The sequence below is a fragment of the Paenibacillus hodogayensis genome (assembly GCF_039536325.1).
Classification (GTDB): Bacteria; Bacillota; Bacilli; order Paenibacillales; family NBRC-103111; genus Paenibacillus_AB; species Paenibacillus_AB hodogayensis.
Map to the genome: position 1 here is coordinate 346,333 of NZ_BAAAYO010000021.1, position 13,600 is coordinate 359,932.

9 protein-coding genes are annotated in these 13,600 nt (G+C 56.4%); 4 read left to right on the plus strand and 5 right to left on the minus strand.

All coding sequences use genetic code 11. The features are described from left to right. Position 1: 1 nt before the first annotated feature. Positions 2–940 carry a carbon-nitrogen hydrolase family protein gene (locus ABD796_RS34530; protein WP_344917148.1) on the plus strand — a complete coding sequence of 313 codons (939 nt, stop codon included), beginning with the start codon at positions 2–4 and terminating at the stop codon, positions 938–940. Positions 941–1,034: 94 nt separating this feature from the next. Here ABD796_RS34530 and ABD796_RS34535 read toward each other — a convergent pair whose 3' ends face one another. Next, positions 1,035–2,375, minus strand: coding sequence for an ABC transporter substrate-binding protein (locus ABD796_RS34535; RefSeq protein ID WP_344917150.1), 1,341 nt, complete (start codon positions 2,373–2,375; stop codon positions 1,035–1,037). Between the two features lie 29 nt (positions 2,376–2,404). Then, a complete protein-coding gene (locus ABD796_RS34540) occupies positions 2,405–4,345 on the minus strand; it encodes an acetylxylan esterase (RefSeq protein WP_344917151.1) in 1,941 nt (646 codons plus the stop codon). A gap of 229 nt (positions 4,346–4,574) precedes the next feature. Here ABD796_RS34540 and ABD796_RS34545 point away from each other — a divergent pair, with 229 nt between their 5' ends. Both ABD796_RS34545 and ABD796_RS34550 read left to right on the plus strand, forming a co-directional pair. Further along, entirely contained in the window at positions 4,575–7,499 is a 2,925-nt protein-coding gene (locus ABD796_RS34545) for a TIM-barrel domain-containing protein (RefSeq protein WP_344917153.1), read from the plus strand. 250 nt (positions 7,500–7,749) lie between these two features. Beyond that, positions 7,750–9,063, plus strand: a complete 1,314-nt coding sequence (locus ABD796_RS34550) for an ABC transporter substrate-binding protein (protein WP_344917155.1) — start codon at positions 7,750–7,752, stop codon at positions 9,061–9,063. 45 nt (positions 9,064–9,108) lie between these two features. Here ABD796_RS34550 and ABD796_RS34555 read toward each other — a convergent pair whose 3' ends face one another. The 3 genes from ABD796_RS34555 to ABD796_RS34565 all read right to left on the minus strand — a co-directional run bounded on the left by ABD796_RS34555 (position 9,109) and on the right by ABD796_RS34565 (position 11,505). Further along, positions 9,109–9,699, minus strand: coding sequence for a peroxiredoxin family protein (locus tag ABD796_RS34555; RefSeq protein WP_344917157.1), 591 nt, complete (start codon positions 9,697–9,699; stop codon positions 9,109–9,111). 57 nt (positions 9,700–9,756) lie between these two features. Then, positions 9,757–10,461, minus strand: a complete 705-nt coding sequence (locus ABD796_RS34560; RefSeq protein ID WP_344917159.1) for a Crp/Fnr family transcriptional regulator — start codon at positions 10,459–10,461, stop codon at positions 9,757–9,759. Positions 10,462–10,602: 141 nt separating this feature from the next. After that, the gene (locus tag ABD796_RS34565; protein ID WP_344917161.1) at positions 10,603–11,505 is read right to left on the minus strand and encodes an AraC family transcriptional regulator; all 903 of its coding nucleotides are present in this window, start codon (positions 11,503–11,505) and stop codon (positions 10,603–10,605) included. A gap of 187 nt (positions 11,506–11,692) precedes the next feature. Here ABD796_RS34565 and ABD796_RS34570 point away from each other — a divergent pair, with 187 nt between their 5' ends. Continuing rightward, the gene (locus ABD796_RS34570) at positions 11,693–13,555 is read left to right on the plus strand and encodes a right-handed parallel beta-helix repeat-containing protein (protein WP_344917163.1); all 1,863 of its coding nucleotides are present in this window, start codon (positions 11,693–11,695) and stop codon (positions 13,553–13,555) included. Positions 13,556–13,600: the final 45 nt, after the last annotated feature.

The following is a 13,600-nucleotide window of genomic DNA, read 5'->3' on the forward strand; positions in this document are numbered from 1 at the left end:
TATGGCGAAGTATATAAAGATCAGCTGCTTGGGACCGCAGCCGTATCGGATCGACCAGGCCGTCCCTTACCCCGAAGCTGTCGAGATGATGGCGGCTCATTGGCAAAGAGAATTGGATCGGGTGCTGCCCGACCGGCCCGATTTAATCGTAGTACCGGAGGCGTGCGACCGTCCCTACCAGCATCCCATTGAGAAACGCAATGCATTTTACCGGACTAGAGGCAATCGGATTCGCGACTTGTTTGCTGAAAATGCCAAGCGGCATCAATGCTACATTACATACCCGGCTCACATCGAAATGCCTGACGGCACGTGGCGAAATTCGGTGCAATTGATCGGCAGGGACGGGGAAATCGTGGGCTTCTATCACAAAAATCATCTCGTTCCAAGCGAACAGTCGGACGGAGGTATGACCTACGGCCAAGATGTACCGCTCGTGGAGACCGACTTTGGACGCGTCGCGTTCGCCATCTGCTTCGACCTGAACTTCGAGGAGCTTCGGCTGCAAGTGGAGAAGCTGCAGCCCGATCTGATTGTGTTTCCCTCGATGTATCATGGCGGGCTGATGCAATCGTATTGGGCCTACTCGTGCAGAGCCTTCTTTGCCGGGGCGGTTGCGAGCCTGCCCTGTACAATTGTCTCGCCGACCGGAGAAACCGTCGCAACGACTACGAACTATTACCATTTCGTGACGGCGACGGTCAACCTCGACAGTGCGATTATCCATATCGATGACAACGGAAGCAAATTCAAAGAAATCAAGGATCGTTACGGAACAGAAGTAAAGATACACGATCCCGGCTTGCTCGGCTCCGTCCTGCTGTCGAGCGAATCGGACCGGTTTACGGTTCAAGACGTGATCGACGAATTCGGATTGGTCCGTTTAAGCGAATATTTCGATAACTGTCGTCAGCATCGTTGTACGCTGGTACATGAATAATATATTAATGAAGAAACGATTCAAAACAATAGCCTGTTGAGGGGTTCTCAACAGGCTGACCTTACAGATCGTGTGTAGACCTTTAACCTCTCGTTTATTTATTCTTGAACTCGGCGATCACTTTGACCGCTTCTTCCTCGGCGGCGCGCAGCGCGCTGTTCAGATCGGTCTGTCCGAGGGAGGCCGCTATGAAATGCTTCTGGTAAATCGCATTAAGCTGCGAGTAATAAGCCGGTCTGAGGGCTAGCGGAGCGAACTTGTATTGGACGAGCGCATTCCAGTTGCGGTCCTTGTATAGGGAATTTTTACCCAGCTCCTTTTTGACCTCATCGGACGTGACGATCGGCGTGATGCCTTTGCGTGCCAGCTCCTTCTGGTGTTCGTCGGACAGCAAATATTGGATGGCAATCATCGCTGCATCCTTATCCTTGGCCATGGACGTAATCCCGAACAGCTTCGGCGTTGCCATACTGCCGACTCCCGGCTGTCCGGGCAATGGCGGAAGCGCGACTATATCCCAATTCAACGCTTTCAGCTGCTCTTCCCAAACGTTGATCAGCCCGGATTGGTAGGCGAACATCGCTACGGTCTGGTCTTTGACGAACATATCGAGGGTAGGGAAGCCTTTGGTCGCCTGAATCGCATCCTGATAGCCCGGTATTTTGTTCGGCTGCTCGTAGAAATAGTCATAGAACCGTTTCCACCGTTCATCCTTGTTGATCGTCGGCGTATCCGTCTTCGGATCGGCCAGTGGGATGGAGAGCGGGTTCATGCCTTGAATCGTACTGGTGTTGGTACCGAAGCCGAAATATTGCACCCCGCCTTCCTTGCGCGTCAGCTGCTTCGCCTTGTCCCACATCTGCTCCCACGTCATCCCGTCGGAAGGGTAGGGGACGCCGAATTTGTCAAACAATGACTTGTTGTAATAAAGCACCATGCCTTCCAACTGGATGGGCAAAAAATAAGCTTTGCCTTCCGAGCTTTGCTTGACGTACTCTACGGACGCTTGGTCCAGCCTGTTCAAATCGAGCTGATGCGTCTTGATCAAAGCCGACATGTCGTACTGGATGCTGGCCGGATAGGCTTGCGATTCGAAGAATCCCGGACCTTGCATGAAGACGTCGAACCGGGTTTTGGAAGCGAGCAGCGTGTCCAACGACTGGCCCTTGGCGCCGCTCAAAATGTATTTGATCGTGTATTGCGGAAACTTCTTGCGCAGCGCGTCGCCGTACAATCGGTTGAAGTTTTCTTCGGAGTCCCCGTTGGACGTGTAAAAGACGATTTCTGCGGGACCTTCCGCCGCTTTTTTTACCGCTTCCCGCGCGGCGTCATCGGTTCCGGCGCTTTGTTGTGGCGACGCTTCGAGGCCGCAGGCGGCCGTTACCGCGGCGAGCGCAAGGGTTAAAGCAATTCCGGTCATTTTTTGGGCAAGCATCGTGATTTCCCCCTTGATTGATAGGATCCTTATGTCCGCCATCCGCGCAAATCAGGCAAATCGCAATGCCGCAGCATGCCGGGCAATACATATTCGCCGATGCCGGTGTTGTCGTAATACTCCGAACGCACCCATGAGGCGACGGATTCCCATTCTTGGGCGATATCCAGCGGCACGGAATCGTTCCCGAGCAGCGGATGGGCCCATTCCGCGTATACGCCGAAGCGCCCCTCGGCATACAGGCGGATTTTCGCAACGTCTACGCCTTGCAGACTGCGGGCAAACTCGACGGCACGCAGCACGTCATAAGCGCGCAAGGCAGCCAGACTGTCGCCAAGCCACAGCAAATCCATGTTCAGCTTGTGCAAAGTGCCGAATACGCCGCGAAGCGGCTTGCCGTTGATCGCATTCGGCGCGAGCGCCCCGCTGCCGACGACGTCCAGTACGAGGACCATCTCCCCGGCAGCACAGCGGCCGCTAATCCAGTCCTCATGCGCTTGCAGCCGTGTCGTTCCGTCCTCCCAGAGCGCGATCGTCAGCGGACGGTTTGACGGCCCCGGGTTATCTGAGGCGAATAGGAAGCCATGGCCGAACACGCCAGGCTGCGACCACCAGATACTGCTCTGCAAGGTCAGACCTTGCCACGAGCCGAGCCGCTGATGGCGGGGATTCAGGTCGCAGACGGGGCGCGGATCGCGTATACGGCCGCCGAGCCAGGATATCGTCTTCGCCTGCAGCTCCGCTTCGGGCAATCCTTCGCGGTCCCGCTCCAGTTGAGCCAGTCGGCAGTCATTCTCGTGGAATACTTTCCGCGCATCGGGATAATCGTCGACAATTTGCCCGCTCGCCGTGCACCATACGTCGCTTCCTTCCTCTGTGACGAGTCCCTCGGTATTCACCTCGATCGGTTTGCCGAGCAGATGGAGAGAGAAGAACGAGGCGGCCGCCTGGGCTAGCGGGAGCGTGTACATGTGCGGAGATTCGTCCTCCGCGAGCAGGAGGCAGTCGCCGCAGCCGTACATGTCCCAGAACCGTCTGCTTCGCTCTACCGTCCTGCGAGTGCCTTCGATCGGGAAGATGTCGCCGGTGACGGCGAGTACCATGACCGGGCGGGGGGCCATAGCGAGCAAAATATCTTCATGGTCGAAGCCGCAAGCCGACATGTTCGGCCATATTTGCTCTGCATCCTGTGCTTGGCCGGCAAATAAATACGATTCCCGATTCATGATGAACGTCCCGGGAGCGGCGACGGCGATCCGCGGCTCGCAGATCATCGCGAGCGCCGTTTGCGTGCCGCCCCCGGAGCTGCCCGTCATACCGATTTTGGCCGGATCGACCTCGGGACGGGAACTCAAATAATCGACGGCCCGAACGATATCGTGGATAAAATAGCGCGCCAGCCCGTCTCCAAGCGGCCAGCACTGCACGCCAGCATGCTCGTGCTCCGCTACCCGCCGGGCGAACGGCTTGTCGGATCCGTGATCGAGATAGCCGAGCCGTTCGCCTTGACCCATCGGATCGATAGCCAGCACGACAAGCCCGGCGCGCACGAGGCATTGGCAGACATGCTGGTAGCTCGGATACAGCTTGCCTTCCGGGCCGTGGCCGCAGACGAACAGTACCGCTCCGCCTGGCGATACGCGATCGTCTGAAATATACAAGTGCGCGGTCACGTACATGCCGGGCATGGATTGAAAAATAACTTTCTCGATGCGATACCCGTCTCGCTTCGCAATTCCGGTCGTGACCGGGCGAAGCGGCGTGTCCCGGGGCGGCAGGCCGCCGATTCCGGCGAGCAGCAGTTCTCGCATCTGCAGGCGACGGGCTTCCAACTGCTCCGTATTCGCCACCGCATCACGAGCTTGATCTCCGGCAGCAAACGCTTTCAAAGAGTGGTTGTACACGTGGTCCCTCAACTGATCTTTTACATCATGAATGCCGATTCGAAATTGTTCCCAGTCCTGCAGCATTGCTTTCTCTCCCTTTTTTTTCCTTCTTTCATGTCCTTATGGTAATCGATATCTTTGTTCCGTGGTAAGCCAAGTATAGAAGATGCGGAGAGGTCTCGTATATGGCATTTCATAACGGGATGATGTGAATAGATAACTGATTTGGCAGTGCTTTTTCGTGTGATTTGATAACATTTTTGGGGCAGAAATGTTATGATGGAAGCAATGGAAAGCGCAGGGGGGCTTGGAGATGGATATAGTGACGGATACCCGGATTTTGTTGGAGAACGGGGGATGGATAGTGGCGGAGGCGATAGCTGACTCCACCTTCCGGATTCGGATGAATGAAACGGGGCATTTCCCGGAATCGCCTTTGATCCGGTACCAAATTGTAAACGCTAACATCGGGTCGGCAAACGAAAGCCGCTTTGTGGAGGACGGCAACGTCACGGTCGTTCGGGCCGGTAGGGCCATGCTGCAAATCGATGGGAATGATGGGCAGCTTCGTCTGTACGGTCCTGACGGCAAGGAACGGCTGCACACCTGCTGTTCGCCCTGGTCTGGCTCGGCATCGGGTTTCGGAGCACGCTTCTCGCTGAATGCCGACGAGTCCTTCTACGGGCTCGGCAACGTCGTTCCCGAACAGCTGGATCGACGCGGCCTGTGCGTATCGATGTGGGCGGAGCAGAATCTGTGGACGAGCGCGCCCATTCCTTTTCTGATGAGCTCCAGAGGATGGGCCGTCATGGTGAATACGACGTGGCGGCATACGTTCGACATCGGTGCAGCGTCCGATGACATTCTAAGCATAGAAGGGCCATCGGGCGAACTGGACCTGTTTCTTTTCGTCGGAGCCGGATACGCCGAGCTGCTAGAAGCGTATACGGACGTTGCGGGAAAGCCGCAGCTGCTGCCGATCTGGATGTACGGTCTGAATTTCTGCCCGCGAGTACAGTCGAGCGCCCGGGATGTGCTCGACGACGCCATCAAATTTCGCCGGTCCGGTACGCCCTGCGACCTGATCGGACTGAGCGCGGATTGGATGGAGACGGTCAACGACTATTCGACCGCCAAGCACTGGCATCCGGAACGGTTCCCGATTAGTACGAACGATCTTCTCCGACAAGTCTCGTTTATCGGCATCCTGCAAAAGCAGGGTTTCAAGCTTAGTCTGACTCTCGGCTGCGATTACGATCTGACCCTGCTTGAAGAACGGTTGAGCGAGGGGATTGCGGGCGGGGAGGACAACGATTCGGAAGAGGTGTGGTACGATCATTTGCGCAAGTTTGTCGATGACGGTATCTCCGGCTTCGTGCTGAGCTTGAAGAACCCGATGTTTAGCCATCCCGATCGGATATGGGGCAACGGCATGACGAGTGCGGAGCTTCACCATTTGTATCCGGTTCTGCTCGGCAAACAGATGCATGTCGGCTTCCGCCAGCAGACGAATACCCGGCCGGTCATCCATATGGAGAAAGGTTATTTGGGCATGCAGCAGTTTGTGGCCAGTACGGCGGGTACGTTTTATAACGCCAGACATGCGATCGCGGCCATATTGAATTACGGGCTATCCGGTCACGTCAACACGTCGACGAATATGCACCTGATTACCCGCGAGGGCATTCATGCCGATTTTTTGCTCGCATGGTCGCGGATCCACAGCCAAGATCATTTTCATCATCCGGATTTTCTGGAGCAGCCGCTGCACGAGCTATTCCAGAGGTATGCCCGGCTGCGCTATCGTCTCCTTCCCTACTTGTATGCCACGGCGCATGTCGCCGCCCGAACCGGCATGCCGATTACCCGTGCCATGCCTTTGCTGTACCCCGATGATCGGAATTGCCGGGAGTTGAGCAGGCAATACATGCTGGGGGATTTTCTGCTCGTTGCTGTGTATACCGATCAAGTATACTTGCCTGAAGGGAACTGGTTCGATTACTGGACAGGGGAGCGTTACAGCGGTTCGCAGTGGATCAGCTATACCGTTCCTGCAGGAGCGGGCGGTCCTCTATTCGTGCGCTCCGGGGCGATCGTTCCGATGTGGCCGTCGTTAGACTACATCGGCCAAGTGCGGATAGAGACGCTAACACTGGATATTTACCCTGGCCCTCTAGGCGAGTTTATGTTATACGAGGACGACGGAACCACCTTCGACTATTTGGACGGACGTTTCGCCCGAACGAAAATGTCGTGTAAAGCCACTCGTGAAATGACGACCGTGTACATTGCGCGGCGCGAGGGGGATTATTCCGGCATGGTCCGCAACCGCAGCTACGAGCTGATCGTCCATACGGACGGCAAGCCGGCGGCTGTCCGGGTGGGAGGTCAGCGTCGTCCGGATCGGACGAGGAGAATCAAGACGGATCCGTTCCGCAGCTGGCGATACGACCGAGTGGCAGGTACGGTGAGACTGCATGTGGAAGAGAACGGGCCAGGGGAGCCGGATGTGTGCATCCAAATCGTGCATCCGCCAAAGCGCATTCCCACCGTCGTAGGCCACTCCGGGACAGAGGTGGCCGACGTCGGAGGAGGGGAAGACGGAACGGATGAAGCGTTCGTTTCTGCCTTGGATACGGGCGAAGAGCATAGGGCGGAGTCGGCTCTCGAGGCATGGTGGAAGGAGAAAATGAAGACCGGATCGTCGGGTGCGGTTTGGCCGCTGCACGTCATGAATGCCTGCCACCTGATCGTACGGCATACAGAGCGGCGCGGATGGACCATCGAGGACGTATTCGGCGGAGCGGCGGATTCGACAACTATGCTATCGCAGCTGCAATCGTCCGAGCAAGGCTATGAACTGTTGCAGCAGCTCGTAGGTCGGCTCGTTCTACTTTCCAAGGAGCGCCGCCCCGCGGCAAAGCATCCGGTCGTCCGCGAGCTGATCGCCATCGTGGAGCGCGAGCCGGACAAAGACTTGTCGTTGAATACGATGGCCGAGCGATTCGCTCTGCACCCGTTTCACTTGAGCCGCCTGTTCAAGAAAGAAACAGGAGCCGCCTATTCCGACTTCGTCATGGAGATTCGGATGACGAAGGCCAAGAAGCTGCTGAGCGTCGGTCATAAAGTATACGAGACCGCTTCCCTCTGCGGCTTCAAGGATGCCGGAAATTTTTCCAAGGCGTTCAGCAAATATTGGGGCGTCCCTCCGGCGGGTTTCAAAGCGAAGCGCGAGTAAACGGACGGAGAATAAACAGCATCATGAAAAACAGCCTTTGGAGTCATTCCGAAGGCTCGTTTGCATGCTCGAAAGGCACAAAAGGTTAACTTCCCGTCTTGTTTGTCCCATTGTGCGCTTTTGCACGGCGGGCTATTATCGTTTTGAAAGCGATCACAAGGGAAGGGACGTTCGGCAGGGCGACAAAAGCTAAGGTTCACGCTTCGGCGCCTCGGGACGATCTTTAAATTCCAACAGGGGGGATGTACCCATGTTCAAAAAAACGACGGGAAGTTTGGTTGCGGTCACAATGTTAGGTTTGTCTTTGGCTGCTTGTGGAGGCACTGCCGAAGAAGGGGCGTCACCCGCCCCGAGTAACGAGGCGACCACGCCTCCCAAGCAAGCAGAGCCGGTCAATCTGGTCATGCTGCAGGACGGCGCAACGATTACGGACGACGAGTTCAAAAACTTGATTGCCGCGCCGATTCACGCCAAATATCCGAACATTACAGTCGAGATGCGCAGAAACACGGCGGGCGATAAAGGAATCCAGGACTTGATCGCAGGGGGAGATTTTCCGGATTTCATTTTTACGACCTACCCGAGAATTACGCTTCACCGGGATTTGGGAACAACCCACGATTTGACAGAGCTGGTCAAGACGCACAACATGGATCTCGGTAAATTCGATCCGGCGGCAATGGAAACGTCGAGGGTGTACGGCGGCAAGGACAAGTTGTACGCGATTCCGTTCTCGCTCAATTTCTTTGCATTGTTTTACAACAAAGATTTGTTCGATACGTTCGGCGTCACTTACCCGACGGATGGGATGACTTGGGACGATGTGTACGAAATAGCCCGGAAATTTTCGCGCGTAATGGACGGCGTCCAGTACAGAGGCGTGGTTCTTCCGGGGCTGCTGGACCTGAGCACGCAGCTCACGCTTCCCTACGTGAGCCAGACGACCGGAAAAGCGAACGTGGAAACGGACGGCTGGAAAAGACTGTTCGCCATGGTCAAAAAGTTCAACGACATTCCCGGCAGCAAGGGCGGCACGGTCAACCATTTCCTCAAGGACCAAACGGTGGCGATGTCTCCCGGCTACGACGTGCGGATCACCTCGCTGGAGGCGTTAAACAATACGCCGCAGCAGTTCAATTGGGACCTCGTCCAGTTTCCGAGCTACCCGGATTTGCCAAATGTGGCGGGAGCCTCGTCAGGCCATTTCCTGATGCTTTCGGCTTTAAGCAAGCATAAGGAAGAAGCATTTCAGGCGATCGAGCTGCTGACCGGCGCGGAAACGCAAAAACTAATTACGAACAACGGCAGGTTCACCTCGCTGAACGACCAGGCGCTGAAAGAGCTGTATGGCAACACCATCAAATCGCTGCAGGGGAAAAACACGAAAGGCGTATTCAAAAGCAAATTCGCTCCGCCGTATGCGCCTTCGAAATACGACTCGCTGGTTCAGCCTTATTTGAATACCGCGATGACCAAAGTGATCAACGACGAGACCGATATCAACAGCGCGCTTCGCGAAGCGGGAGAAACGGCCAATCGGGATATCGCGGCCAAAAATCAATAGCAAAAAACCAAGACAGGCCCGCTGCCATTGGCGGGCCTGTTTGGTTTACTCTTGAACCATGGGTTGCGCCGGTCCGACGACGGCCGCGCCCGATGAGGCAAACCGGTCGATGAGATCGAGCGGCAAATGGTCGGTCACCAGTTGGCCGTAGTGGGCGACTTGGATGACGCCCTGCGAATCGATCAAAAATTCGGCCGGGATGCGGTGGAAGTTGGCGCCATCCTCACGGGTCAAGGCAAATCCTTCGGACGCCGCTTCGGCCACAACCGTTTCCGTATGCGAATCGCGCATTGTCTCCTGCACTTTTTCCTCCGACACTTCGACGCCGTAAAGGTCGTAAAGGCGAGCATCGGGATCGGCAACCAATGAAAAGGGAGCCTCCTGCCGGCCGACATGCAGCGACAGGCTGGACTCCGGCGATTCGAACACCGCCACTACCTCCAGACCTTGGCTTCGCCACTCTTCGTAACGCCGAATAAAGTGCCGAATCCGCAGGTTGCACAACGCGCAGGCGGAGTTGCGAAAAAACGCAAGCAGCACCTTTCGGCCGCGCATCTCAGACAAAAGTTGGGCCCCGTCGGAACGGGAGATGGCAAAGTCGGGAGCGAACGTTCCCGGGGACAGTTCGTTTTTCATAAATGAGCCTCCTGGCAAGGTTGAAGTCGTCCTCCGTTCGGAGGAACTGCTTTCATCTTACCAGGAAGCTTTTTCTTTCTCTGTGACCGGGTCACCAACAAAGTCGGTCAGCGCATCCCGCCGACGCACTGCGATCCAGCCGCGTCCCGTCTCGATCCAGCCATGCTTCTGCATGCGAGCCAGAATACGGCTGACGACCTCGCGGGCGGACCCTAGCTCGACCGCCAAATGCCGGTGCGTGATCCGGAGCACCGGCTGAGACTCCGACGTCTGCCGGAGAAGCGCCTCCGCTAGCCGCAGGTCGACTGGCATCGACGTTTTGCCGGAGAGCAGGCTGCCCATGCGGATCAGTCCGTCCAAAATATTGCCGAACACGGCGTTTCGCACTGGCGCATACAGCCCGATCCAGCGCAGAAAGGCGCTTTTTGTCACGAACAACGCCGTTGCTTCCGTTTCGGCCGTAATCGTGCCGGGATAATCCCGTTCGCTCAAGCCGCTCAGCACCATCATGGCGCATATGTCACCAGCTGCCAGCCGGTTGGATAACGCCTCGCGCCCTGCTTCGGTCGCCGTCGAGATTCGTACGGTGCCGTCCAGCAGGAATACCGCATATCGGGCAGCGTCCTCGTTGGAAAAGAGGGTCGTTCCAGCGGGGAAAGTACGAATGTGGGGCTGCGCCACCGCCCAGTCCTCCTCGGAAAGAACCCGGAAGCAGGGGAACGTGTCCGCCAGGCGATGCAGCATGGGTATCGTTTGCGTCATGGTCACAACTCCAGTCGAGGCTATTCCGATTCAAATGCCGTCTCCATCTACTATATCTTGCCATCCATTCGGAATCCATTCCGAATGGATGGCAAACGGGTACCGTTTGGATACTTGTTTCGTTCATTCAGGTGTACGGTTTCAAACCATGAGGGACCCGGTATGCTTGGGCCGGAAGCGGCTCGGCGGCATCCCGGTCCAACGGTGAAATTGCCGCGAGAAATGCTGGACCGAGCTGAACCCGAGCCGTCTGGCGATTTCTTCGACCGTCACATCCGTTTGCACGAGCAGCTCTTTGGCCTGCTTGAGCTTCAGCTCGCTTACGTATTGGCGGGGAGAAATGCCGTACACCTGGGTGAAAATTTTCGTGCACCGGTTGCGGCTCATATGGAGCTCCCTGGAAATATCGCTGATGCTTATATCGGAATAAACGGTTGCGGACAGCTTCTGCTCGATTTTATGGGCAATATTCGTTTGGAACAAAGAAGGGGAACGGACATCCGTTTCCTGCCCGCAGGCGGCCTGCTGCTCGTCCAGGCGCAATTGGGCGATTTCCCGGATCAGCAAAAGGCTGTGTGCCTGAAGCGCCAGTTTGCCGGTAAGCTGGCGGATTTTATGATTCGTGTCGGCCGCGGTCGCCGCCTGCGCCTGATTGTCGCGAACGGTTTGTTCCATTTCGCGAAAGCGTTCCGCCAGGCGGGAGCCGTCCGCTTTTTCTTTGGCAATGTGATGGTAGGGGGTGGAATTGAGCATTTTGCGGAAATCCGGATCGTCGATGTCGAAATGCATGTTGAAAAAAGAATAGTTTGTCTCGAAATCGTTTTCAAAACGATGCCGCACTCCCGCCTTCAGGAACAGCCAGTCGCCGGGGCCGAACGCCAGCTTCCGGTTGCCGACCCATACGTGGACGCGCCCGTCCCGACAGTACAACAGCTCGCACATAGGATGATGGTGCTCCCGGTACGTCCATCCCGGCGGTTTGACGCCGAACTGAAAGCCCAACATCTGGAATGTGTAGACCATCCTTTCCCAAAACATTTCCATAACCGATCACCTCCGCCTAAAGTCCGAAACATTCCGCACCATTATATCACGCTATCTCCGATGTGGTAGCTCCGATGTGGGGCTCAAATGGTTAACTTCTCGCTTTGTTTGTCCCCTTATATTCACGGCTCCGGAGAGCTATCATCGAATTTGTAAGCGATTACGAACCTTTGGAGGAGGGAATGGTATGAACGATTTAACGATAAGCAGAAGAAAACTGTTGGCTTCGATCGGGGCGACAGGAGCAGCGGCGCTGCTTTATGGAGCATCCGCGGGAGTGGCCTACGGCGGTGGCGGATCGTCGGTTGGGGGAGCGGTCTACGGCGAGGGCGGCGACGGTTTGCTGCCGGATTCGGGCGCTTGCTGCATCGTCACCACGATAGCGCAGTTGAGGGCGAACACGTCGCCGGTGCTCGGGGCTTCCTACTTCGTGACGGACTTCGGACAGGAAGGGCATTTCTATTACGACAGCGCCGACACGACGACCGCCGACGATACGGGCCTCACGCTTGTCTCCACCTCGGGAGCGAGATTCAAACGGGTGCACGACGCCGGCACGGTCAACGTAAAATGGTTCGGGGCGAAGGGGGACGGTGTGACCGACGATACGCAGGCGATCAACAACGCGATCGGCGGCGGGAGCGTCACTGCCTACATTCCGCAAGGCGTCTACCTGATCAATGCGGACGCATCGGGCATCGGGGATTTTTCCGCCGGCATCGAGGCGAAGGATCATACGACGATCGTGATAAGCCCGCAAGCGGTGTTGAAAGCAAAACCGACGTCCGCCGGTCGATATACGATCATCAACATTTTCGGCAAGCAAAATGTAACCGTCGAGGGCGGCGGGAAAATGATCGGCGAGCGGGACGAGCATACAGGGACGACCGGCGAGCAAGGGTACGCCATTGGCATCGGCGGCTCCACGCACGTGCGGATTCGCAACCTGTACCTGGCCAATTGCTGGGGCGACGGGGCGGTCGTCGGGCAGGACAAGGTAAAAACAGGCAGCAAGGATGTCGCTTTCTTCAACGTACGCTGCGACAACAACCGCAGGCAGGGAGTCAGCGTGACGTACGGAGAGGACGTGCTCTTCGACGGCTGCACGTTCGAGAATACGAGCGGCACGCTGCCCCAATGCGGGATGGATATCGAGCCCGACACAGGAGGGAACTGCCGAAGAGTGACGATCGTGAACTGCCTGTTCCAAAACAACGCCAATTACGGTTTGAGCTTGAACGGGAGAGTCGGTACGGTCGAAAACATCGTCGTCGATTCGAACCGGTTTGTCGGCACGGGCGCATTTAACTCGGTTTGGAACGTTAATAACGTTACCTTCAAGAACAATGTCGTCGACGTGCTGTATACGTATCAGGGGGCCGTTTACATGTCGATTATTAAAAATCATTTGGTGGAGGGGAATTTGATACGCAACCCGAACGGAGTTGCCATGGACGTGAAAACGTCCTCGGGCGTGCAGGTGGTCAACAACCTGTTCACGAATGTGAAATCGACCAGTGTGCGCATGGCGGCGGTTACCCATTGTCAGGTCTTTGGCAATTGCATCGATGAAAGCGGTATTACCGGCGGGACGGATATATCGCTCGCGACGGCGTCGAACTTCAACAGCATCCAGGGCAACATGGTCCGCAATCGGCTGAAAAATGCGGGCACCGCCACGGCGGGCGGCGTCAATTCGATCACTCTGGCGACGACGGCGTCCGCGGTATCGAGCGAATATAACGGGATGCTGCTCTTTGTCGTGGCGGGAACGGGGATCGGACAGAAGCGAAATGTTGCCTCGTATAACGGCACCACGAAAGTTGCAGTTATGACCACGGCCTGGACGACCGTTCCGGACGCGACCTCGAAGTATGAAATCCGCTACGGGTCGGACCATGCGATCAAAGTAAATGCAGCCGAAGACAGCTACAATCGGATTCACGGAAACCAGTTGATCTTTGGGACGAGGTTGCAAAGCTCGACCGGCATTGTCGATTCGGGGACCGGCACGGTCGTAACCGACAATACGTATTTCGATCCCGTTTAAGATTCGCGCGGGGAAGCGGCACTTCCCTTGCAGCAGCCTCGTCGG